Here is a 22,376-nt window from a genome sequence, read left to right on the forward strand (position 1 = left end):
TCAGGGTGAGGGGAAAACACGCTACTTACCCGCCTTCTCCGCACGCTGACGACGCAGCTCTTTCGGGTCGGCAATCAGCGGACGATAAATCTCTACCCGGTCGCCCTCTTTCAGCACATCCCCCAGCTTCACCGGACGGCTGTAAATCCCGACTTTATTCTTCGCCAGGTCGATATCGCTGCGAAGCTCAAGGATGCCGGACGCGCGGATAGCTGCCTCAACGGTTGCTCCCTCTTCCAGCGTCACGCGCTGCAGGTACTGTTTCTCCGGCAATGCGTACACCACTTCTACAGCTATCTTATGCGACACTGTAAACCTCTTTGGCGCGGGTGGTGAACGCCTGAACCATATTGGACGCCAGCTCTTTAAAGATGCGGCCAAACGCCAGCTCAATCAGCTTATTGGTAAATTCAAAGTCCAGCTGGAACTCGATGCGGCAGGCGTCAGCGCTCAGCGGCGTAAACTTCCAGCCTCCCATCAGGGTTTTAAACGGACCATCTACCAGATGCATCAAAATACTCTGATTGCTGGTCAGCGTATTGCGGGTGGTGAACGTCTTGCTGATCCCCGCTTTAGAGACATCCACCGCCGCGGTCATCTGCGTCGGCCCGGACTCCAGAACGCGGCTCCCGGTGCATCCCGGAATAAATTCTGGATAAGACTGAACATCGTTCACTAACTGATACATTTGTTCCGCGCTGTAAGGCACAAGCGCAGTACGGCTAATCTGAGGCATAGCATTTCCCATGGTCACACAACGGACAAATAATAACATTTATCACCTGTTAAAAAAACGCTAAGCCTCATCTCGTGCTAAGATAGCGCGTTAGACCTCACAGGACGCAATGAGGTGACTTTTTGAAATCAGATTACCGACGGCTTTACGACACTTATGACGAAGAAAAAAGCACATAAACCAGGCTCGGCGACCATTGCGCTCAACAAGCGTGCTCGCCACGAGTATTTCATTGAAGAAGAATTCGAAGCTGGCCTTGCGTTGCAGGGCTGGGAAGTAAAATCGCTGCGCGCCGGGAAAGCCAACATCGGCGATAGCTACGTGATCCTGAAAGATGGCGAAGCCTTCCTGTTCGGCGCGAACTTTACACCGCTGACCGTCGCCTCCTCACACTACGTGTGCGACCCTACGCGCACCCGCAAGCTGCTGCTGAACAAGCGTGAGCTGGAATCCCTCTACGGACGCATCAACCGTGAAGGTTTCACCGTGGTCGCCCTGTCGCTGTACTGGAAAAACGCCTGGTGCAAAGTGAAAGTTGGCGTCGCGAAGGGTAAAAAACAGCACGACAAACGTACAGACCTGAAAGAGCGTGAGTGGCAGCTCGACAAAGCGCGCATCATGAAAAACGCAGGACGTTGATTCTGCACACTTATTGTACTATTCAATAAGTTAGCGTTCCGGGCTGGTATCCAGGAAGTGAAATCTGGTATACTTAGTTCAACACTATTGGGGCTGATTCTGGATTCGACGGGATTTGCGAAACCCAAGGTGCATGCCGAGGGGCGGTTTGCCTCGTTAAAAGCCGCAAAAAAATAGTCGCAAACGACGAAAACTACGCTTTAGCAGCTTAATAACCTGCTCTGAGCCCTCTCTCCCTAGCTTCCGCTCTTAAGACGGGGATCAAAGAGAGGTCAAACCCAAAAGAGATCGCGTGGAAGCCCTGCCTGGGGTTGAAGCGTTAAAACTAATCAGGCTAGTTCGTTAGTGGCGTGTCTGTCCGCAGCTGGCGTGCGAATGTAAAGACAAACTAAGCATGTAGTACCGAGGATGTAGAAATTTCGGACGCGGGTTCAACTCCCGCCAGCTCCACCAAAATTCTCCATCGGCGATTACCAGAGTCATCCGATGAAGTCCTGAGAGCCCGCACGGCGCAAGCCCTGCGGGCTTTTTTGTGCCTTGAATTTGTCCCGCGAAGTCTGATGCCAACTAATCAAATCCGAACCTTTTAGGCACCTTGTTAGGCACCTCATAAAGCTTTATTGTTTTTGAGGTGCCTAAAACTATGGAAACCCGGCAATGGCAAGACAAACCAAACCTCTCTCAGTTAAAGAAATCGAATCTGCCAAACCAAAGGAAGCGGACTATGTGCTCTATGATGGCGATGGCCTTGAGCTACTTATCAAATCCAGCGGAAGTAAAATCTGGCAATTTCGCTACATTCGGCCTGTCACCAAGAAGCGAGCGAAAAAGAGCATAGGCCCTTACCCGTCAGTTACTCTTGCCGATGCCAGAAACTATCGCGCAGAGTCTCGCTCTCTCCTGGCGAAACAAATCGACCCACAGGAACATCAGCAAGAACAACTTCGCAATTCGCTGGAAGCCAAAACCAATACTTTCCAGGTCGTGGCTGAACGTTGGTGGAATGTGAAGAAAGCCAGTGTGACCGAAGACTACGCAGAGGATATCTGGCGCTCTCTTGAGAGAGATGTTTTTCCTGCGATTGGCGACGTTAGTGTTACAGATATTAAAGCTCACACACTAGTTCAGGCCGTCCAACCGGTTCAGGCCAGAGGAGCACTGGAAACCGTTCGTCGCCTGTGCCAGCGCATTAATGAGGTCATGATCTATGCCCAAAACACAGGGCTGATTGATGCTGTTCCCAGCGTTAATATCGGTAAAGCCTTCGAGAAGCCTCAGAAAAAGAACATGCCCAGCATTCGACCAGATCAGCTACCTCAACTGATGCAGACAATGCGAACAGCCAGCATTAGCCTTTCCACACGCTGCCTGTTCATGTGGCAACTTCTTACTATTACCCGCCCTGCCGAAGCGGCAGAAGCTCGCTGGGAAGAGGTAGACATAGAAGCGCGAGAGTGGAAGATTCCTGCAGCACGCATGAAAATGAACCGCGACCATACTGTTCCATTGTCAGATGAAGCAATTGCGATACTGGAGATAATGAAGCCGTTAAGTGGAAATCGGGAATTTATCTTTCCCAGTCGCATCAAGCCAAACCAGCCGATGAACAGTCAGACCGTAAACGCATCGCTAAAACGCGCAGGTTTTGGTGGGGTGCTCGTTTCACACGGTCTGCGATCTATCGCCAGTACAGCCCTTAATGAACAAGGCTTTCCGCCTGATGTCATTGAGGCAGCACTTGCCCATGTAGACAAGAATGAAGTTCGTCGCGCTTATAACCGCAGCGATTACCTGGAGCAGCGTCGCCCGATGATGCAGTGGTGGGCTGACTTCGTTATGGCAGCTGATCACGGAAATATGATTGGAGATGGCATCCGAGGTATAAGGCTTGTCGGCTAATACACGAATAAGCGCTTCATAGGGAGCGCTTATTCTTATTATCCAAATTCACATAAAAGATAACTACAACTAACTAGTTCTTTTTTTTCTGTTTACAGTATCCTCGAAAGCCTGCCTCACACTTTCAACATTTGTAGACCACGATTTTAAAATAGTATCGGCTAAGGCTTCCCGACTGGTAGTTGGCATTCGATATTTTTTATCCTGCTTATTAACATTCAATTTTGACTCCTCTATAAATAGCCACAAAGGTTCAATGAGAACATTCACCGCAGCAGCTTTACTTCTCCATCCTTCTTCAGGAGCCAAATCATTGATAAGTTCCACCAGTTTTTCCTGAATAGGTCGATACATTTCAGATTTTTTTACCCCACCTTTTCTTCCTGATCTATTCCTGGTAGATAAAAGTTTAGTTTGTTTATCTAAAGAGATCTTATACCAAACCATCCCCATGCTTTTATCAAATAACTCAGATGCTTTTTTAAATGCTTCAAATGCAACATCCTCATTGTCTGATATAACTAATTCACCCCATTTATAGCACTTCTGTGCATACCTAAGGTGAAATTTAAAAAGCTCATCCATAGAGATATATTCAGGAATAATGACAGCAACATTATCCCTCAGAAATTCAGCCTCCAATGTTCTCCAATAACGTTCAATAAGCTTAGCTAACTCGATGCTTTTCTCATTTGATGGAAAGTCCTTATGAGAGTCACTGTAGCTATGCTCCTTCAAATAAGATGATGAATACAATAATATTCCGGGACCAAACTTCTTGGAGTTCCAGACCCGCTCTTTCATCATAGTCAACTCAGCCTGCATGCCTGTATGTTTTTCATCCAGAATTTGGGCATACTTGCTCCATTCACAGTCTTTCATCTCACTAGAGAGAACACTGCGTTTTCGACTAATTTCTTCACTAAAAATTTTAATAGAAAACATTTATCACCAAATATCAACAGGTTAAACCTGTTAAAAATAAACCTTTGCTAGCCGTATTTTTTCGAAGAATCCTTGCAGCTATTCTTTGCTGGAACCAAACTGAGCTAACAAGAGGCAAACTAGTATGAACACTTCATCAGCAGTCAGGATACTCCGCTTACCTGCTGTTATCCATAAAACAGGTATCTCGCGAGCCACAATTTATGACTGGTTGAACCCGAGGTCGCCACGATATGATCCAACTTTTCCGAAGAAAAGAAAGCTTGGAACACAATCAGTTGGATGGCTTGAATCAGAAATTGATGAATGGTTGTTACATCGTAGTCTTATTAGTTAATAATAAAGAGGAGTTAGATAGGATGTATGTCTAAAAAAAACAGCTCAACGCAAAATAAAGAACTTGGACTAAAGTTCCAGACGCTTCCCACTTTTGCACAACGGTTAATAAGCTACATACATTATCAAACAGGTGCCGCCGCTGAACTTATTTTAATAGTGTTACTTGGGGTAATGGCACTTGCCTGCCAGGATAAATTTGATGTTCAGCTTAAAAATGGGAGAACCTTTACATCACTTTATCTCCTTTTATTAGCACGGTCAGGTAGCAGGAAGTCAACGGTATTCAAAGCACTAATGGAAACAATCCATCAAATGGAAAAGGAACTGAAGAATGTCTTTCTGGAAAAGGAAAAACTTTATGAACTGAAAAAAGTATCTTGGGATACGGAATTAAAAGAACTTAAAAAGCAATTTAGCAAAGCTGTTCGCCAGAAGATTGATGTAGCTGAAACACGCGAAGCACTGGAGGAATGTCAGAAAAGTGGACCGATAGCACCGATTATGAAGTATCTTACTAAAAATGATTCAACAAGCGAGGGACTTAAAAAGACATTAGCTCTGGGATCTCCGTCATTGATGCTTGGTTCTGATGAAGCCGGAGGGGTGTTTGACAGTAGCCTTTTTCGCGATATATCAGTTCTCAACTCTCTTTGGGGAGAAGGGAGAATTTCAGACAGCAGAGCATCTCGTGCCAGCTACGATGTTGATGATGTCCGGCTGACCATATTGCTGTTACTGCAACCTGCAATATTTAACGATTTTCTAAGCAAGCAGGAAAAAAATTAAGAAACTCAGGGTTCTTAGCCCGTTTATTACTAATTGATTTGGAGCAAATACCTGAATTATGCGATATCCCTGATATATGTTCATGGTCTGATGAGCCAGGGCTTGATGGCTTTTTCTCTATACTTGTTAAGCACTTGCAAGACGGCATACAGCGTAGAGAAAACAATGGAGAACGTATCTGTATTACTTTATCCGAAGAGGCGAAAGCGCTATGGGAAACACAAAATAAGCGAATCAGGGAACTTATGCAACCAGGAGGTGAGTTGCATCATTATGATGATTTTGGTTCCAGAATTATGGAGCAAACTACGAGAATAGCAGCAGTAATGCAAATGTTTATTACACCCGACTCACCAATAATTACTAGGGATACTTTTCTGTCAGCAGCTAAAATAAGTGAATGGTGTATTACCCATTTAATTTTAAAAGTTGATTCCACCAGAAGACCTAGCGAGAAAGAAAAGTTGTTATTTTGGCTTGAGGAACATGTTATCAGTAATAAATCTTACGATTTTAGGAGGCACACCATTCGTAGAGATGGTCCATACTCTCTTAGAAGCATAGAACGTCTGATACCCGTTTTAAAGGAACTTGAAAAGGATGGCATGGTGCAGTTATTTAAAGAGGACGGTGTTGACTATGTGAAATATATTAGTTCAGAAGTGCATCCTTTTGATATAGCTAAAGCATCAAAAATACCTTTAATTTCATCTGGATCTATTGCTTTTAATAAACTACTAAAGAATGAATAACTTCAGAGTAGCTATGTGTTTCTGGATAATATTTTTTGTTCTAAAGCTCAATAACCCTGCGGCCTCAACTTAAATGACTAGGGAGGGCAATTCATGATTTTAAAGTGGTATATGTAATATACCTTAGTTAAGGTTCTGTGCCTAATCGGTGCTTATCCGTAGTAACTTCCCTATAGGAGTTACATCCAACATCACATGGGTAGCATGAGGGCTACCCATTATCCAAAGATAATTATTTATATACTTAAGGATTATTATGGAATCACAATATTTACTTACCAATGAAGAAATCGAGGAATTGGTAAGTACAGCAGCCCAAAAGTATAAATCCCCTATTGACCTCAATATTCTTAACCCACTCCTTAACATGGTCTACGGCACTCTGGAGCAGAATAACCGAATACTAGCCATTCGCACTGACCCGAGATTCGCCCAGTCCCATGTACCGGGAGAGCCAGATCTACCAATATGCTTCCAACGAGATGATATGCAGGCAATCACTCGCTTCTATGAGTCATTGAAAAGCCAGTTACGAGCGGATCATAACCGGTCCAGAAGACCGGGAGATCCGACATTACCATCTTATGGATGGTGCAGGGAACGTGATACAAGCGTACACCCACATTATCATCTGATGTTGTTGTTTAACGCAGATGTGTATGGGTACCTAGGCAATTACCAAGAACTCAATGCTAAAAATATGGCAACCCGAATACAGAAAGCTTGGTGTAGTGCTATAGGGCTTGCTCACGAAGATTACTCCTCATTGGCTGAATTCCCACCAAATGCTGTTTACAGGTTTAGCAGATTTGATGCACTGGATCGTAACCCTGTCTACTGGAATTTCCTAATTCGACTGGCGTATCTGGCGAAAACCAGAACAAAGGATGTCCACAGCGGTTACCGGAACTTTGGTACAAGCCAATACTCGGGCTAATTATTCGTAAGGCATAGTGCTCAACCTAATAACCGTTGCGCCGGTAAAGGTGTGATCTTACCCGCATAAAAAGCACTCTCCCTAGTGAAGAAATTTTAAATCGTAAATCCAAACCCTGCTACAACCCGCTACATGTAGCAGCTGTAGCAGCCTTCCAGAAAACAAGACGTGCATTTTCAGCTTAAGCGATACGGCTTACAACAACCGGCTTGAACGTTCAAATATCACCTATCAGCGTAAACAGGCAATGTACATGCGGATGGCAGCCTTCCCGGCGGTGAAGACGTTCGAGGAGTACTACTTCACCTTCACCACCGGTGCCCCTCAAAAGCAAATCCAGTCGTTACGATCCCTGAGCTTCATCGAGTGTAACGAAAACATCATGTTGCTGGGGCAATCAGGCGTGGGGAAAACGCATCTGGTGATAGCCATGGGTTACGAAGCAGTGTGGGCGGATATCAAGGTTCGTTTCACAACAGCAGCAGACCTACAACTACAGCTGTCGACTTGACAGCGCCAGGGCCCCTACAAAATTACACTCAATCACAGTGTCATGGCCCCAAAGCTGCTTATCATCGATGAAATAGGCTATCTGCCGTTCAACCAGGAGGAAGTCAAGATGTTCTTCTAGGTAGAAGAGCGCGATGATCCTGACCTCCAACCTGCCGTTCGGGTAGTGGGAACAGACGTTCGTAAGTGATGCATCCCTGCTCATTTCAAAAAGTAATCCTCTGGCTGAGAATTACCCTGAATAGCTTAAAGCAGAACAGGTTATAATATTTTCCCTCATAGGCTATCGCCCAAAGTTACTGGAATGGATAAGTAAGGGATGCAATTCATCACTAATGGCCAATAACCGTGCTGTGTCTTTCCACTGATTTTTTTATTATTGCGACATAGTCTGTCGCATGCATCTAGCATACTCAGGTCGTTATCTGGTGGAGAATAAACCGGTTAAGTATTGACGGCTATTGCCGATAAATCTGATATATATAAGTGTGTTACACATTCAGCGTGCTGCTACAGGAACCGTAATGGCAAAGCGAACAAATAGCGTCGATACCACGTTTTTTTCTCTTGAGCTGTTGCGTCGTATTCCGCGCAGCCAGCGCATTACCGCCCAAGAGTTGCATCAGCAACTTACAGATGCGGGAATTGAGCGCAATGTGCGTACCATTCAGCGCCAGCTTGAACGCCTTAGCCAGCACTTCGATCTAGAGTGTGATGATCGCTGCCGCCCCTATGGCTGGCGATGGCGGGCAGGTTCGCGAGGCCTGAGCATGGCGCAGCTATCGCCAGCAGAATCGCTGCTGATGCAAATGGCGCAGGCGCATTTAAAGCATCTGCTACCTGCGCATCTGATGGCTTCATTCTCGCCGTTTTTTAGTCAAGCAGGACACACTCTTAACCACAGCGAACAGGCGCATCGAGAGCGGGAATGGTCACAGAAGGTGCGGGTGGTCGCTGCCAGCCAGTCGCTCCTACCACCAGTGATTCAGGAAGGCGTGTTTGACGCGGTCAGTGAAGCGCTTTATCACAACCGTTGGCTGAATATTGATTACAGCAATGCTCACGGTACTCGCCGTCAGGCGGAGGTGATGCCCCTCGGGCTAGCGCAACAGGGCTCGCGGCTTTATCTGGTTTGCCGCTTTAAAGGCTACGATAACGAACGCAGTCTGGCCCTGAACCGCATTGCCTCGGCGGTCTGCAGTACCTTTCACTTTACACGCCCCGCAGATTTTAACCTCAAACGTTACGACGATGATGGGCGCTTCGGATTTGGCGAGGGGAGAAGTATCCGCATTCATTTCACCCTCGAAACTGCGCGGGCGCAATTGTTGCTGGAGTCGCCACTATCAGCGGATCAACAGGTCAGCGAGCTTGAAGACGGGCGGCTGCATTTTAGCGCCACGGTCATCGACAGCCCGATGCTTGATGGCTTTCTTGCCACCTTTGGCAACACCATTAGCAACATTAAACGCGAAACAAACAATGTCAGTACAGAACAGGAAAACAATGATGAGTAATGGTGATCGTCAACTGCTGCCAGTATTACGCGATGCATCGGATAGCGAATTGGCCCCGCTGGTGGAATACATTACGAAGGCGTTCAGCAACGGTATTGAGAGTAAAGCACGTTATAAAACCCATTACCCCGCGCACAGTCAGTATACCGATCTGATTGCCCATGAGCTGTGCGAGTTTGGTGGCAATACTGTCGTCAATCTGTTTCGCGGCGGCGGCCCGGAGTGGAAAACCGTGGTGATTGATGTGGCGGACAAGTTTGACGCGACCTACGAGAAGGACTGGAGCGTTGATCGTATCGAACTAGCTGTGCTGGCGGCAATTACTCGCAAGGCTTGGTCGGATATGGACCAAGCTCAACGCAAAAATCTGCTTGAAAAAATGGATCTTACTCAGGGTAGTACGATGCTTTTCCCAGAAGCAAAATTAATGACGCAGTTGCAGTCTAGCCGCTTCTCAAGTTTGCTCTTGGCATCGTTAATTGCCAACGTCTTTGCCAGCCAACTGCTCGGACGGACGGTGGTGATGTCCGCAGCCTCGTTTGTGGCTGCGCGAGGGGCAGCTTCTTTCCTGGGGCCGATTGGCTGGGTGATTACTGGGCTTTGGACCGCCATAGATCTGGCGGGACCAGCGTTTCGCGTTACGATCCCTGCAGTCGTTCAGGTAGCGCTACTTCGCCAACGGATTCATGCTACGGCGGAAGCCGATAAAGTTTGGTGGGAGTATCATCGCTGGCAGGATGAGAAAGATGCTGACAGCTGGGTGGCGAACATGTTTCGTATGGTAGGACTCTCTACTGCAGCCAGTGTAAGACGTGAGCGCAATATGGCGTTTGAGCAGGGAGTGGTGGCCGGGCAACAGCAGACGAGGGAAGAATATGCAGATAAGCTCCTCAAAAAAATGGATGAAGTTAAGCGTTTTGAAAAACGTTGTGAGGCAATGCTGGCTGTTGCCTTTGCTTGTGCTAAAGAGGAAGGCATCGCGCCGTCTGACGTACGCAGCGATATCGAAACCTGCTGCTTGGGGATGATGAGCGGGCATCTTTCCTCGATATTACAAGCCACAATTAATCGTCTTATTGCCAATCCGCCTGATATCCATACTGCGCTTGAACAAGCGTTAGAGTTAGGTATTCAGGAATCTGAGGCTGCTGAGCTAATGACGGTGCTTCGTGAGGCATTTAGTCAGCGTGCAGGTGCGTATTAAGGGGATATTATGGACAGAAAAACACTTTTATTGCGTCTGAACCAGCAGCGTCAGCGACAGACAAGCGAGCTCATACCATCACCAACAAAAGAGGTCGTTACCTTATCCGATGTCAGTGCTTGGCAGGCACATCAGCAAGTTCGGCAGTATCAACAGAAGTGGCGCACGGAACAAACCACATTGATGCTGGCTGAGTGCCGACAGCGTCTTCTGTATAGCATTATTGGTCCGTTTGGGCTGGGGAGCATTGTCTCTGCGTGGGACAAAGTGGGGGGGAATGTTGATACCATTCATAATGTTCGCTCCGGGGTGTATGCCGCGGAAGAGGAGCAAGTGCGTTATGAAAGCCGCGGTAAGTACAACAGTGATCCATACCATAAGCACGACAACTACAAGAAGACCAACGCCGAAAACAGTAAAAAACAGGATGCAGGCGAAGCAGTGGATGCCTATACCGGACAAGCACTGAGCAGGAATACCGATGCGGAGCAGGATCACCTTATTTCTGCCTCCTCTATCCATAACGACCCTGCGGTTTGGCTGGCGGAAGCCAATGGTGCGGATCTGGCGAACCACAAAACCAATTTGCATCAGACGCACCACTCGATCAATGAATCGAAGTTGCAAAAGAGTGCAGAGGAGTACATCGCTTGGTTGAACAAAAACCGCGCCGATCGCGATTCTAAAATTGCCCGGTTGGAAGAGAAAGCCAAAAATGAACCTCTAAGCAAAAAAGATCAGAACGCACTGGAGAAGTACAAACAGCAGAACGCCGTCGATCAGGAGAAGTTGCGCGAACTGGATGAAGCGGCACGCAAGCAGTATGAAAGCAGTCTTCGTTGGGGCTACTACGGTAGTGCGAAATTCGGTGCATATTTACTGAAAACCAGCGCTGTCGAAGCGGGGAAAATGGGCCTACAGCAGGCGATTGGCCTGGTGTTGACGGATTTTGTCGACGGCCTGTTGTTGGAAGTTCACGACAGTTGGCATAACGGGTTTTGTGATGGGGTTGACCAAGAGCATGTGTGGGAGGCATTAAAAATCCGTGCTGGGCGGGTGGCAAAGAGCTGTCTCGATAACTGGCGCAACGTGCTAACGGCGTTCCGTGACGGGGCCATCAGCGGGATCATTAGTAACTTGATGACAACGCTGATAAATACTTTCTTCACCACCGCACGCAGCCTGGTGCGAATGATCCGTGAAGGGGTTTTTTCGTTGTTCCGCGCAGCCAAAACCGTACTGATGCGACCAGAGGGTACAAGCCGTGCTGAAGCACTAGATGCAGGGCTGAAGATTGCCGTCAGCGGCGCATTCGTCATTGGTGGCGTACTGCTTGAAGAGCACCTCAGCAAAACTCTCGGTGCGCTGCTTACCGTTCTGCCCGGTGGGCTGATCACTACCCTAGTGGCTGTGTTGACGGGATGCGTCACCGGCCTTGGTACCGTATTAACGGTTTATATGCTCGATCGATTAGATCTGTTTGGTGCGCAGCACCAGCAGGAAGACAATGCAGTACTAACGATGTTACAGGACGGCAGGGCGCAGGCCGATGCGCGTTTGCAGGCTCTGTTGGGATCGGACCCGAAACCTGTCTAAATACATCAAAGGCACCGAGGAGATATACGCAGAGAATAGGTGTTCGAAACACACACTGCAAAAGAGTTTGATTTGTACCAAATTGAATTTTTTTTCAAAAATATGGCGGAATATTATATATGGATTTACATGGTCATTTACTTTATGTGGATATCACCCAGATCTGCGGCATCGGCTGTGCGTTCTGCATGTATGCGGATAAGCACGTAACAGGTAAGAGTATGGTGCTGTCAACGCAGGCACGTGACAACCTGTCGGCGCTCATTAATGATCCATCTGTAAAGCGTATTTCCGTGAGTGGCGAAGGTGAACCGCTCAATAACATTCATACCTTTTATGACTTACTGGCGTTGTCCCGAGGGGGCAACAGTTTTGAGTTTATTACCAGCGGTTTTTTTCGTCATGAGAAGATGGAAAAGATCTTTGATGAGATCAATCGTCTTGTCTCCGCCAATGGTGATACCTGTAATATTCGCCTGAGTTCAGATAGCCACCATATTGAAAAAGTAAAATGGCGTGCACATGGATTTAGCCTGGATTATGTTCAGCGCAAAAAACCGTCATCGCTCAGTTTTTCATTTCGCTCAATTGATATCGATCGGGCCTTCACTCGCAAATATCTGGTGAGTGAACTGGCGTCATGGGGAATTAACGCCAGCATAAAGCCAGTCAGCGTACTGGAAGACAAATTATTAATAGGTGCGGACACGTTTAACATCGACTACAAAAATCTGGTTCATCCGGCAAAAGATACGCCGGAGGGTTATCTGGACTTACAGGGATATATTGCCGCGATTGAGTCCAAAGTGGATAAACCTTTTACCTTTGGCAGCCTGAACCGTGCACCCCAGCCCAATGGCATGGACGTGACAATTAAACCCAACGGCGATGTGTTTCTGTACGGTATTGAGACCGAGCGTGTTGCAAATATCCATTCTGATGCGATCGACTGGCATCATCTGGCGAGCCATGTGCGGGATAATCCCTTGTCGCGCGCGTTATATACCCAGCCGTTAACCGAACTGCTGGCGCGGCTGGAAGACACCCCGCAGCTTCGTGCGATCATCGCGACCGCCAATAATCCTTACTGGCTGGTCAAAGAGATGGGGAAGCATTCCGGGTTGCTTGAACAATGGAAGGCAGCATGATTGATTCGCACTGCCACTCGTTCTACTCGAAACATGCTGTAGGTACTATCGACGAACTTGTTTGTGCCTCGATTGCTGCGGGGGTGACGGTACTCACCATTACTGATCATGCTCCGTTCCCAGTGGATGCGCAGAACCGTTTGCTGGAATCGGAACTGGAGAGCTATTTCAACGATATTGATAAGGCGCAGCAGGCCTATAAAGGCGAGATCACGCTGCTACGCGGACTGGAACTCGATTATATGTCGGGTACTGAGCGTTATAACCGGCAATTACTTGCCCGCTATCCAATGGATTTTGTCATCGGTTCAATTCACTACGTCACTGTTGCCGATGAGCCGATGGTGAAGGTCTGGGAACTGCCCCGGTTAGCGGCAGACTCCTTTCTGGACAAGTACTTTGCTCAGCTTGAAGCGTTGCTGGAAAGCCGGTTGTTTGATGCGGTTGGGCACGCTGACACGCTACTGCGCGCAATCCCAGAGGATGTGTTTTTGCGTCGCTTTGAACCGTTGATTGCGCCGCTCGTACGCAGCGGTATTGCATATGAACTGAATGCTTCGGGCCTGCGAAAATCCAGCCTTGATCCTACGACGGGTAAAGAAATTGCAGGAAGATGGTCCTATCCTTCCCGCGCTTTGCTGGAGAAATTACTGAGGAACAATGTTCCATTGACCATCGGATCCGATGCGCATGAGCCTCGTGATGCCGGAACGGGGATCGCCGAGTTGATGGAGGCACTTAGGCCATTAGGGCTTCAATCCATCAGCTATTATCAGCAGCGTCAACGTATTGACGTTCTGTTGGATGACCTTCAATTTCACACTGTGTCAGTGTCTCGCTAAGGATCTTCACCATGAATGGACTAATAACTCCGCATTCACTTGCGTGGAACACGTTGCACAACGAACCGCTCGCAACCCAGTTGGCAATGTTTCGCCAGGCCAGTGCACAGATCAATGCGCAGGATGTTAAATCCGGTTTTCGCGCGTTCGCGACCGATTTGCTGGCGCGCGGTTTGATCGACATGTCCGATTACGTCGCTATTTTTGGTGGTAAGGCGCTGCATTATCTGACGCCGAATGCGACTGGATCATTTTGCGATATGCGCACCGGTGCTGACGCTACAACATTGGCGGGCATTTATAGCCGTGCGAAATATGGCGGAGTGAGCGAGATACGCTATCTGGCACGGTGCGTTATCGACTATCTTGCCGCAGAACTGGATGACACCTCTTCTTCATGGTCAGGGTTGTTTTGCCAGGCCAAAGAGGAGGGCGAGAGTGTTGTTATGATGACCACGGGCTGGCGTAATGTGCCTTCCACGGCCAATGTGCTCTACGATATCGTGGTTGAGGAAATTAATCTCACGTTGGCGCATAAAGGATTGCCCACCATTATCAACGTTAAACTGCCCAGGATTGCGCCTCCGTGTGAAAATTACGCTAGCCTTAGTCAGGCCGAGCGCGATCGGGTCAATCTTGTGCAGGATCATGTGATTCCAGCGGAGAATTTTTACCGCTGGAGCGGCGTGCATGTCATTTTTGGAGATGACGTGCTGGTGACTGGGGCAACGGCGGACAAAGTGTTGTATGAATCGCTGTGTAACGGCGCCCGGTCATTTCGTGCCATTTACCCAGTGGCGCTAGATCCCCGGGTGGCATTAACTGATGCGTCGGTGGAGGATCGGCTGAACAGCGTGAGCGTAAAGCAGCATTTGGATGAAAACGTCGCGCAACTGCTCTCTGCTCCGGGCTATCAGCCCATTCTGCGTGCGTTGCGTCTGTTATTTGGCGAAGACAACCGGGATAGTTTACCGGCTTTCCTGCCAAATGTGCCGGTGCTGACCTGGCTTAATCTGTATAAGTCAGCGTTAAATAATGAGTTTTTGGCTCAGCCTGCATGCGCGCCATCACTGGTGATGCTCAGAACATATCTGATGCAAAATGGGCTGTTGTGTGCGAAAGGTAAGGTGCTGGTGAAATGATGTCCGACACTACCCATTACGTTAGTTACTGGGAAAACGCACCGGGTCAGACCATGCCGGCTTATGTTGCCCTGGCACTGGTTTCTATGCGCAGAGCTCTAGGCGATCGTTTTCTTCTGCTTACGCCGCGAACGGTAAGCGAGTACATCGATGCTGACATCATGAATAAAGCTTGGGCTTTTGAACCGCTGAGTTTTACGCTGGCGAACGGCATTGAAGCTATTGTGGCGAAGAGCGATTTCATTCGCATGGCGTTTGTGTATCGCTGGGGCGGGGCATGGTTGGATGCGGATACGTTGCTGTTTAGAGATCCGAGTGTTGAGTTATTTCCGACAGGGCTGAGCCATAAATTGCAGTGGCATAGCGAGTGTATTTTCGCGTCCCTGCCGGAAAACCCCATACTTGCGCAAGCCTTAGCTATAGGGCTTGAGAGCGAGAATCACGCTTGGGGTAATCCTGGGAGAATCAAAAATATCATTGCCCAGGCTGCCGATGCTGCCATCCCGATTGGCGGGGAGGTCATCGATCCCGGATACCGTCCTCTTTACAACTTTGCTGGTTGCGAGGTGATGCGTCGCACAGATATTGCCGTCGGGGCATTTTTGATTAACGACGTGGCCATTCTCAAACTTTACAACACCTATTTCCGGCGTACCGAAGCCCGGAGAGAAACCGTGGCTGAATTTCTGGCGGGTGGCTCGCTGCTGGCAAAACTGTTTTTGCATATTGAGGCGAATACGGATTACTGGGTTGATGAAAGTGACAAATTGATAGCTTCCGTTGACTGAGTACCGCGTTCGCCCAGTACGATAGCTTCAGCGGCTAAGTGGAGTCGACAGTGCGTGGCGCCATTGAGGTTAATGCGCGGCGCGATTGCTTCGTGAATGGTCGGCGTCCGGCGGTGTGGCGAGCTGTGGGCAATATACAGCCATGCGGGGATGCGTTCAGTTAAATGGCTGAATTCAAGTTCAATGCGCAGTAGATCGAATATCTCGGTGGTGCGTCCACTGGGAGTCCAGGCCAGCGGTGCGGTACGGTGATCGGGCCGAACGACTGCGACAGGAACGCTGAATTCAAGATTGATCGTCCCGGCATAACAGCCTGCAACTTCAGGAAATTTTTCACAGATTAAGGGCAGTTGTCGCGCCAGCGTGCCCGTCGCTACCCCTAGCCCTGGGATGATTCTGGCGTTAAGCGACATGCTGTTTTTCGCTTCTGCTGGCAGTGCTAAGAGAGTCTGCAATGCGTTCATTAATGACGTTAGCGAAAAAGTATCCATATTTTTTTTGCCCGTACGACGGAGTGTGTCTGGCTGTTGCTCGCTGTAGATCACTTGTGTAAAAGGTGAGCGAGGCGGCAACCATGGGTTGTGTTGACCTGCAATCAACGGGTAGATCGCCACCAGTTTCGCTTTCAGGCCAACAGCCATATGCACAATGGCTGTATCCACACTAACAACTGCCTGCGCGCGGCGAATATAGCCTGCAACCTTTTCAGGTGTTAGCCCGTCGTGCAAGACTGCCACGTTATCGCGTGCAACTGCGTTTTCCAGATGCTGTGCGCTGTGCAGCGTTGAAGGGCTGCAAAGAATTCCCACGGAATGGCCGGGAAACTCATCGGTGATAGCTTGTAGAGCTGCGGTTGCACGGGAAGGGGATAGCCCCTTGTCTCTTCGGCTGGCATAAGGATTAAAAAGTATTTGGGGGGAAAGTGCCGCAGGCGGGAGCTTGGCAGGCAACGGCACAATGTACTGGGTGTCGATCACCTTCGCCCCCAGATCCTGCAGAATATATTTGTACTGCTCCACGATATTGAGCGTGTTTGCAGCAAAACCCATTTTACGATTCACACAGCGGAGCGAATCATCAAGGGAATAGAGATTCGCTGGGCGGAGTAACCGTATAAAAACGATTTCGGCAGGTTGCAGTCGTCCAACCAGATGAACAACGACATCGACATTACTTAGTTGGTTCACCAATCTGCGTAGTTCACCAAGCCCTGGATGCGGATTCGTAACGATGACTTCATCCACACCGAAGGTGTTGGTATGCATTTCAGCTAACTCGTTAACCGTAAGTACAGTCAAATGGGCATTGAGCTTACGTGATTCGCGAAAAAAGAAAGAAGATACGATGGCATCGCCTAATTTTGCATCCCAGCGAAGCAGAAGAATATGTGTTTTTTCGCTTGGGGCTTTTGCAGGCAGAGGTTTGTCCGCCAGCAGGCGAAATATCAGCCTTAAAACCGTTTTGCGTAAAATCTGTAAATTTAACAATGTGCTCACCAGTTATTTTCTCATATGGCTGATCCCCACGATACGGTTTTTTAGGCGTGATGCGGTGTATTCTAATTAGCCTCAAACCCTGTCTTACCGTCAATTAGTAAGCGAAATAGCAAGCGAGGTGAACTGAGATTCGGTCAAAGCCATTATAAACAGGACGGAACGACCGGTTTATACCGACTAAGGAACACACATGTACCTAAATCAATGCTATTCAATGCCAAGCGCGCGCCTGATGAACGTCTGATCTACATATCCAATCGATCGACTCCAAATGTCCTGAGTATCCCGAAGATACTGGCACAACTCATCCACATCAGCCTGATCAGAAAATTCCAGCAAGTCGACCAGTCGGTGTAACGTCTGAATGGGAATGCCAATCTCTTCCAAGGCATTGACACCTGGTGGTAGGTGGAAGCTTTCGAACGCCAATTTGACATGCGTGTAATCGACTTTGCTGCGTATACCACGCTTTAAAGCGTGGTGTTTAACTACATCTTCCATCAAGCTGAGCACCTTAGGTAGGGTATAACCGAAGGTATTGGTGATGAGCTTCAAATCATTGTTGAGGGCAATGGAAAGAGTACGTTTCTCCCCTTCAGAAACCCACTGTCGTGCATAATCGATCTGGTTTTTCAGATATTCCGAATAACTTTCAGCACTTAAATAGCCGGCAAGTTTTGCGATCATGACATCCGTAGGCTTAACAGGGACCCCATTGCGACTGAACGTATGGGGAACCAGTTTGGCAATGATCTTTGCAAAGGTCTTGAGGAAGTTTGTCGCGGGAGTCCAGTGAAACACTAACGAGGAAAATTCGTTATCGTCCATCATCTCGAACATGCTTTGCAGCATTTCGAACTGCTCGACACGGAAGTACGAATGCTTCTTCACAAGGTCGATGGAAACACGGTCGTTTATGAAAACCTCATCAAAGCGATCCTGTGAAAACTCGGACAAGTGGTCTGGTTGAACGCTGGCTAACAGGTTGATTGGGGTATCAATGTCCTGAATACCGAGCGGAATATCCACCTCTTGATTGAGATTGTCTTCCGGGATTTCCTCCAGGCAAAAGATTTTGCCGACGAAGTGAACTCCCATGCGCCCGGCGCGACCTTTGATGTTCCCATGGGTGAATTTGTCAATGCTGCGAGTTCCATCGCGGTTGTCGTAGATCACAACGTTCTTAGCGATAGTGTTGACTCCTTCAATGATCGTGGAGGTGCAGAGCAAAAAGCGCAGTTTTCCAGCATTGAATTGGTCAGCGGTGTATTGCTGCAGTGCCCTAGGTAGCGCGCCAAAATGCAAGCCGATACCGTTTCTTAGTGCGACCGCGTAATCCCAGTCGGCATCGAACTCTTCGCTGATCCAGTCGATATGAGGACTTTTAGTTAGAGTGCCATGTCCAAGCCTGATCAGCTCGCGCGCCACTTGGCCGGCAACAGTTGGTGACTTGCAATAAATGATCGTTGCGTCGACGCATGCGTGCGCGATCTTCCCCAACGCTTTGAGCTTGGCTTCGTCGTCATTCGCTTTAATGCCGAACGTCTGAACATCTAGTGCGACCGTATTGAAGTCGGTGGAAACGAAAGTATGCGGATATCCAAGTCTTTCGAGACCGCGAATACTGTTAACGAACGGTCCAGTCAGGTAAAACTGCTTGGAGACCTTAAGCAGTTTGCTCAACGCAATATTGAGCTCAATGACTCGCTCGTCTTGATGATCAGTGGCCCCGCTTTTTAGTTGCCGGAACGCCAACTTGTAAAACTCGTCAATGACGAAGAGGTCAATGTCGATGATGTCGTCACGCTCGTTCACTCGCTCCTGCGTTAACACGTAGACAGCCTGATCGGAATGGCACACTTGGGAACTGTGGTGGATAATCTGATATCGGTCACCGAATCTTTCTTGCAGCCGGCGACGGGTTTCGTCGGCAAGAGCCACGGTCGGAACAACCAGAACGAGCCGCTTCAACGTTCCCATGCCGAGCAACGAATCAACAATTGCGCTTTTGCCCATGCTTGTTGGAGCGCTCAGTACCACGTTTTGGCCGGACTTGAGCAGATCGAATATGTGGAACTGCATTGAGTGGAAAACGTAACCATCCGAGAATGGCGTCCGGTATAGCTCAAGTACCCTCAGGTCGTCCGGTGTCAGGCTAGTGAACTCTTTTTTGAGGTACGGGAACAAACCTGATTTTCTCACCATATTTTTCAAAATTGTGGTGTGCTCGGAAAACCGCTCGCGCGAATCGAGTGCACGCACGATCAAGTCCCGTCCCAAGTCATACGAAACAGGATTGGACAACAGCTTGTTAACCGTAAACAGGTAATTGAAAGATGAGAAGTCCTCACCCTGCAGACTATTTTTCGCCTGTTCATAGATCTCTGTCATACGACCTCTCTCACCTTCTCATCAACTAATTGGGTTAACCGCTCAAGACTCGGGACTGGATAAATGAATACGTGGATGCAAAGATTCGCAAACGGCGAATCCTCGATAAGGTCAGCCGCGAATTTTTCGAATAGCGCCGTCGTTTCCTTCTCCAAGTCACCCTCGAATCCCGGCGTTTCAGGCTCAGTTAGCAGCCTGGAGTCGTAGCCCACGAACAGAACAAACGTGAAACGATCGAGGTGAGCATCGAAAGGTTGGCTGCCATCAAGAATTTCGTCAATGTCGTGGCGAAGCAGGTAGTTATCGTCTTTAATGTCGAGGATCTTTCTGCGTGCTGTGTCGATGCAATCCGAAATGTCCTCGTACAACCGATCCCTTAACTCCGGCAGTCTGACGGCAATGTCAATATCAGTCACCAACTCGCTGAAGCCAATCCAAAGCTGATCGCCTTCTGGATCGCGGCGAACGATATGCACGTTTTCAAGAATTTTTTCGGCCCCTGATTTTTCCACGTATAGCATGCAAGGGATAGGCTGGCTTTGGTGGTGCTGCCGGATCGTTGCATGCAACAACACTCGACCCAAGAATTCGCTGACGTCATTGAGCGATTTGAAGACTGAATTCTTTAGTCGTTCTCGCTTTTCAATGAGTGTCAGTTTATGAATATCAGACATTTCTTTTGGTCGGAGAAAAATCTCATCCAACCATTGGCAGACGTTATCCGCGATGTACTTGTAGCGGTATTTCTTAAGCGAGTACTGCTGATGTAGAACCTGGCCTTTACGCTTAGCACAGACCGAAGCCAAAGGTGCTCTAAATGGCGTAAGGATGTGGGGTAAGTCCCGTTTGACGTAGATTTTGCGACCTGACCGAGATTGGTCATCTTCGACACGCTGCTTGAACCACTCAAGTAGTTCTGGTCGTAAGTAGGACTTGTCATCCACACTGTGAATGCGTCGAGAATGCTCGCCCTTGCGCGTCACGGTATCAAGGATTCGGCACCAAATTTCTTCGGCAATGGTTTCGGAACTGAGAATGACCCCATGTAGATCTTGGGAGGCCAGTCGTATATTTTTGATCCCTAGAAGTTCCAGTTCTCGCAGGGATGAAAACACTTCCCATGTAGCCGCATCGATCCAATCTGAAACGCTTATACCTGAGTCTGTTAAATAATTGTTTGTGCGTTTATTGAGATCATCGATGAGTTCCTGTCTACCTGGCTTATCTAGTCGGGCGTTTGGGTTGATCGTCAGGTACTCAAGGGTTTTGTTGACCTTTTCCTCTGTGACGATGGAGTACCTACGTCCAAGGGACTGGTCAGACTCACACTGCATTGATTTGTGCAAAATTGAACTGCAGGGGATCGTCTTTTTATCAGCACCTTTTGAATTCTGAACGATGTCCGAAATGTTCCAACGTGTTTTGCCCGTGCTTTTTACCTGAACGAAGTCGATGTATCTATCAGATACAATGTCGATATCGTCTGTGACCTCGCAGCGTACACTGCGGATAGTCTTGTCACGAAGCATTCGGGTGACATGGTAAGCGGCTACGCAGTCCTGAAATAAGAAACCGTGCTTGGCGGCTACCCCGCCTGAATCGTTCGACTCCATTTAGATATCCGTGACAATTTTGCGAAAATTAAAGAGATGTTATGACACAGTCCAATCGGGTCACTGCATCATCACCAGTGATCTAAACACTTCACAGCCATTCTCGGTCGCAGGTATCAAGCTTTTCAGGATTCCACAAATATTGGAACCCTGACGTCTAATTTGGTTATATAACATACTGTCCCAACTGACGTAAGGTAGGCACAGCCTTAATCAAGGTTTTGGTTTTCAAATAGTTCAGAGCTGAGACCACCAACGGTACTATGGCACCGCCAGCGATTGTAATCACACTTGATATTATAAAACACAGTTGCACGCATTATTTCCTGGTTGGTAAGGTCATATCTCGATGCTCTTTGAGCAATGTCAACATCGCGTGTTCATGGCTTTCTATGTTGTTGATGCCTTGCCCATCCGGACCCCACTCCTTATAGCTCATCATGATGGCTTGTTTTAGACTCTCTGCTCGTTCTGTTTCGACGTAGAATTTTTTCTTGTCTGCTGGTGAATAATTACTAAGTCTCGAGTTACTGCTTGGTGAGATCAGGCAGAGGTTACCGAAACGATGGACATCATCCCCCATTTTGTTTGCGCCAGAGGGATCTGTTTGAGGAAAGTAGTGCTCAACCGATGTTCGGCTTGGTGAAAACTGGAAGCCGTCAAAATGCTTCTTAATGTCGGGATTATTAAGCCCTTTACCATCAAATGATTGGCCAGCATTAAGATCACGCCACAAACGATAATCGAGTAAATTGAACACATAGTTCTGCACACCGGTACCACGATGCAGAGCTTCGACATTGAATTGTTCCGTTTCACCACAAATCTCTGACAGGAACTCGTGGCTGAGTTGTTCAAGTTCCCTGAGGTAAGCAGCTCCGTCAACATTAAGTTGGTCCGAAGTCAGGGTATTCAAAATGACCAGCGAGCGATTGAGCCATCGCTTGTAAACATAGGCAGGGTGGGAGACATGGAACATCGACAAAATCATCGCTAGTTGTTTATTTACACCAGACAGTTCATCTTGATCGAAAGAGTTGTTATAGCTGAAGCTCGAACTCCTGTCTCTGGCATAGTACTCAAGCGTCAGCAGGCT

At 48.1% G+C, this 22,376-nt stretch carries 21 protein-coding genes, 1 other RNA gene and 1 pseudogene; 15 read left to right on the forward strand and 8 right to left on the reverse strand.

The annotated features are described in order from the left end of the window. Positions 1 to 21 precede the first annotated feature (21 nt). Together ACDO57_RS18070 and ACDO57_RS18075 are read right to left on the reverse strand one after the other, a co-directional pair. A complete protein-coding gene (locus ACDO57_RS18070; protein WP_023308884.1) occupies positions 22 to 309 on the reverse strand; it encodes an RnfH family protein in 288 nt (95 codons plus the stop codon). Then, positions 299 to 736: a type II toxin-antitoxin system RatA family toxin gene (locus tag ACDO57_RS18075; RefSeq protein WP_024908332.1), complete on the reverse strand. Its 438-nt coding sequence runs from the start codon at positions 734 to 736 to the stop codon at positions 299 to 301. The genes ACDO57_RS18070 and ACDO57_RS18075 overlap by 11 nt, the downstream gene beginning before the upstream one ends. 156 nt (positions 737 to 892) lie before the next feature. Here ACDO57_RS18075 and smpB point away from each other — a divergent pair, with 156 nt between their 5' ends. The 3 genes from smpB (at position 893) to ACDO57_RS18090 (ending at position 3,274) form a co-directional block, all read left to right on the forward strand. Continuing rightward, positions 893 to 1,375 (forward strand): SsrA-binding protein SmpB, encoded by a 483-nt coding sequence (smpB, locus tag ACDO57_RS18080; protein ID WP_008502505.1) that lies wholly within the window; start codon positions 893 to 895, stop codon positions 1,373 to 1,375. A gap of 89 nt (positions 1,376 to 1,464) precedes the next feature. Then, positions 1,465 to 1,828, forward strand: a transfer-messenger RNA (tmRNA) gene (ssrA, locus tag ACDO57_RS18085). A 204-nt stretch (positions 1,829 to 2,032) separates the two neighbouring features. Then, positions 2,033 to 3,274 carry an integrase gene (locus ACDO57_RS18090; RefSeq protein WP_370884356.1) on the forward strand — a complete coding sequence of 414 codons (1,242 nt, stop codon included), beginning with the start codon at positions 2,033 to 2,035 and terminating at the stop codon, positions 3,272 to 3,274. Positions 3,275 to 3,343: 69 nt separating this feature from the next. Here ACDO57_RS18090 and ACDO57_RS18095 read toward each other — a convergent pair whose 3' ends face one another. Continuing rightward, complete coding sequence (locus tag ACDO57_RS18095; protein WP_370884357.1) at positions 3,344 to 4,219, reverse strand: hypothetical protein; 876 nt, start codon at positions 4,217 to 4,219, stop codon at positions 3,344 to 3,346. A gap of 124 nt (positions 4,220 to 4,343) precedes the next feature. Between ACDO57_RS18095 and ACDO57_RS18100 the strand changes: the two genes are divergently transcribed. The 12 genes and pseudogenes from ACDO57_RS18100 (at position 4,344) to ACDO57_RS18155 (ending at position 15,780) form a co-directional block, all read left to right on the forward strand. Beyond that, positions 4,344 to 4,556: an AlpA family transcriptional regulator gene (locus tag ACDO57_RS18100; protein ID WP_370884358.1), complete on the forward strand. Its 213-nt coding sequence runs from the start codon at positions 4,344 to 4,346 to the stop codon at positions 4,554 to 4,556. Between the two features lie 26 nt (positions 4,557 to 4,582). Next, complete coding sequence (locus tag ACDO57_RS18105) at positions 4,583 to 5,344, forward strand: DUF3987 domain-containing protein (RefSeq protein WP_370884359.1); 762 nt, start codon at positions 4,583 to 4,585, stop codon at positions 5,342 to 5,344. 38 nt (positions 5,345 to 5,382) lie between these two features. Further along, positions 5,383 to 6,096 carry a DUF3987 domain-containing protein gene (locus ACDO57_RS18110; protein WP_370884360.1) on the forward strand — a complete coding sequence of 238 codons (714 nt, stop codon included), beginning with the start codon at positions 5,383 to 5,385 and terminating at the stop codon, positions 6,094 to 6,096. 256 nt (positions 6,097 to 6,352) lie between these two features. Next, the gene (locus ACDO57_RS18115; protein ID WP_370884361.1) at positions 6,353 to 7,033 is read left to right on the forward strand and encodes an inovirus Gp2 family protein; all 681 of its coding nucleotides are present in this window, start codon (positions 6,353 to 6,355) and stop codon (positions 7,031 to 7,033) included. A 229-nt stretch (positions 7,034 to 7,262) separates the two neighbouring features. Next, positions 7,263 to 7,707, forward strand: a pseudogene (locus tag ACDO57_RS18120) (ATP-binding protein); the annotation flags it as partial. Positions 7,708 to 8,067: 360 nt separating this feature from the next. Beyond that, on the forward strand, positions 8,068 to 9,060 hold the full coding sequence (locus ACDO57_RS18125; RefSeq protein ID WP_182934602.1) for a YafY family protein: 993 nt from the start codon (positions 8,068 to 8,070) through the stop codon (positions 9,058 to 9,060). Further along, entirely contained in the window at positions 9,050 to 10,264 is a 1,215-nt protein-coding gene (locus ACDO57_RS18130; protein WP_105177914.1) for a YaaW family protein, read from the forward strand. Before ACDO57_RS18125 ends, ACDO57_RS18130 begins: the two co-directional genes overlap by 11 nt. A gap of 9 nt (positions 10,265 to 10,273) precedes the next feature. Continuing rightward, complete coding sequence (locus ACDO57_RS18135; protein WP_370884362.1) at positions 10,274 to 11,860, forward strand: hypothetical protein; 1,587 nt, start codon at positions 10,274 to 10,276, stop codon at positions 11,858 to 11,860. Positions 11,861 to 11,979: 119 nt separating this feature from the next. Then, positions 11,980 to 13,008 carry a radical SAM protein gene (locus tag ACDO57_RS18140; protein WP_370884363.1) on the forward strand — a complete coding sequence of 343 codons (1,029 nt, stop codon included), beginning with the start codon at positions 11,980 to 11,982 and terminating at the stop codon, positions 13,006 to 13,008. Beyond that, entirely contained in the window at positions 13,005 to 13,850 is an 846-nt protein-coding gene (locus ACDO57_RS18145; RefSeq protein WP_370884364.1) for a histidinol-phosphatase, read from the forward strand. The genes ACDO57_RS18140 and ACDO57_RS18145 overlap by 4 nt, the downstream gene beginning before the upstream one ends. An 11-nt stretch (positions 13,851 to 13,861) precedes the next feature. Then, positions 13,862 to 14,992, forward strand: coding sequence for a hypothetical protein (locus tag ACDO57_RS18150; RefSeq protein WP_370884365.1), 1,131 nt, complete (start codon positions 13,862 to 13,864; stop codon positions 14,990 to 14,992). Next, positions 14,989 to 15,780, forward strand: a complete 792-nt coding sequence (locus ACDO57_RS18155) for a hypothetical protein (protein ID WP_370884366.1) — start codon at positions 14,989 to 14,991, stop codon at positions 15,778 to 15,780. The genes ACDO57_RS18150 and ACDO57_RS18155 overlap by 4 nt, the downstream gene beginning before the upstream one ends. Here the strand turns inward: ACDO57_RS18155 and ACDO57_RS18160 are convergent. The 5 genes from ACDO57_RS18160 to ACDO57_RS18180 all read right to left on the reverse strand — a co-directional run bounded on the left by ACDO57_RS18160 (position 15,735) and on the right by ACDO57_RS18180 (position 22,271). Next, positions 15,735 to 17,276, reverse strand: coding sequence for a glycosyltransferase family 9 protein (locus ACDO57_RS18160; protein WP_370884367.1), 1,542 nt, complete (start codon positions 17,274 to 17,276; stop codon positions 15,735 to 15,737). The two genes, ACDO57_RS18155 and ACDO57_RS18160, sit on opposite strands and share 46 nt — an antisense overlap. A 207-nt stretch (positions 17,277 to 17,483) precedes the next feature. After that, a complete protein-coding gene (locus tag ACDO57_RS18165) occupies positions 17,484 to 19,667 on the reverse strand; it encodes a DEAD/DEAH box helicase (RefSeq protein WP_370884368.1) in 2,184 nt (727 codons plus the stop codon). Beyond that, the gene (gene abpA, locus ACDO57_RS18170) at positions 19,664 to 21,280 is read right to left on the reverse strand and encodes an anti-bacteriophage protein AbpA (protein WP_370884369.1); all 1,617 of its coding nucleotides are present in this window, start codon (positions 21,278 to 21,280) and stop codon (positions 19,664 to 19,666) included. The genes ACDO57_RS18165 and abpA overlap by 4 nt, the downstream gene beginning before the upstream one ends. Before the next feature lie 209 nt (positions 21,281 to 21,489). Continuing rightward, a complete protein-coding gene (locus tag ACDO57_RS18175) occupies positions 21,490 to 21,600 on the reverse strand; it encodes a hypothetical protein (protein WP_370884370.1) in 111 nt (36 codons plus the stop codon). Continuing rightward, on the reverse strand, positions 21,600 to 22,271 hold the full coding sequence (locus ACDO57_RS18180; protein WP_370884457.1) for a DUF1524 domain-containing protein: 672 nt from the start codon (positions 22,269 to 22,271) through the stop codon (positions 21,600 to 21,602). The genes ACDO57_RS18175 and ACDO57_RS18180 overlap by 1 nt, the downstream gene beginning before the upstream one ends. Between the last annotated feature and the right edge of the window lie 105 nt (positions 22,272 to 22,376).

The organism is Enterobacter cloacae complex sp. 2015409, assembly GCF_041365315.1.
Lineage (GTDB): Bacteria > Pseudomonadota > Gammaproteobacteria > Enterobacterales > Enterobacteriaceae > Enterobacter > Enterobacter pseudoroggenkampii.

Coding starts and splice junctions, on each gene's coding strand:
- ACDO57_RS18075 (WP_024908332.1), bottom strand. CDS start 736: ATGCCTCAGATTAGCCGTACTGCGCTTGTGCCTTACAGCGCGGAACAA.
- smpB (WP_008502505.1), top strand. CDS start 893: ATGACGAAGAAAAAAGCACATAAACCAGGCTCGGCGACCATTGCGCTC.
- ACDO57_RS18090 (WP_370884356.1), top strand. CDS start 2,033: ATGGCAAGACAAACCAAACCTCTCTCAGTTAAAGAAATCGAATCTGCC.
- ACDO57_RS18095 (WP_370884357.1), bottom strand. CDS start 4,219: ATGTTTTCTATTAAAATTTTTAGTGAAGAAATTAGTCGAAAACGCAGT.
- ACDO57_RS18100 (WP_370884358.1), top strand. CDS start 4,344: ATGAACACTTCATCAGCAGTCAGGATACTCCGCTTACCTGCTGTTATC.
- ACDO57_RS18105 (WP_370884359.1), top strand. CDS start 4,583: ATGTCTAAAAAAAACAGCTCAACGCAAAATAAAGAACTTGGACTAAAG.
- ACDO57_RS18115 (WP_370884361.1), top strand. CDS start 6,353: ATGGAATCACAATATTTACTTACCAATGAAGAAATCGAGGAATTGGTA.
- ACDO57_RS18125 (WP_182934602.1), top strand. CDS start 8,068: ATGGCAAAGCGAACAAATAGCGTCGATACCACGTTTTTTTCTCTTGAG.
- ACDO57_RS18130 (WP_105177914.1), top strand. CDS start 9,050: ATGATGAGTAATGGTGATCGTCAACTGCTGCCAGTATTACGCGATGCA.
- ACDO57_RS18135 (WP_370884362.1), top strand. CDS start 10,274: ATGGACAGAAAAACACTTTTATTGCGTCTGAACCAGCAGCGTCAGCGA.
- ACDO57_RS18140 (WP_370884363.1), top strand. CDS start 11,980: ATGGATTTACATGGTCATTTACTTTATGTGGATATCACCCAGATCTGC.
- ACDO57_RS18145 (WP_370884364.1), top strand. CDS start 13,005: ATGATTGATTCGCACTGCCACTCGTTCTACTCGAAACATGCTGTAGGT.
- ACDO57_RS18150 (WP_370884365.1), top strand. CDS start 13,862: ATGAATGGACTAATAACTCCGCATTCACTTGCGTGGAACACGTTGCAC.
- ACDO57_RS18155 (WP_370884366.1), top strand. CDS start 14,989: ATGATGTCCGACACTACCCATTACGTTAGTTACTGGGAAAACGCACCG.
- ACDO57_RS18165 (WP_370884368.1), bottom strand. CDS start 19,667: ATGACAGAGATCTATGAACAGGCGAAAAATAGTCTGCAGGGTGAGGAC.
- abpA (WP_370884369.1), bottom strand. CDS start 21,280: ATGGAGTCGAACGATTCAGGCGGGGTAGCCGCCAAGCACGGTTTCTTA.
- ACDO57_RS18175 (WP_370884370.1), bottom strand. CDS start 21,600: ATGCGTGCAACTGTGTTTTATAATATCAAGTGTGATTACAATCGCTGG.
- ACDO57_RS18180 (WP_370884457.1), bottom strand. CDS start 22,271: ATGATTTTGTCGATGTTCCATGTCTCCCACCCTGCCTATGTTTACAAG.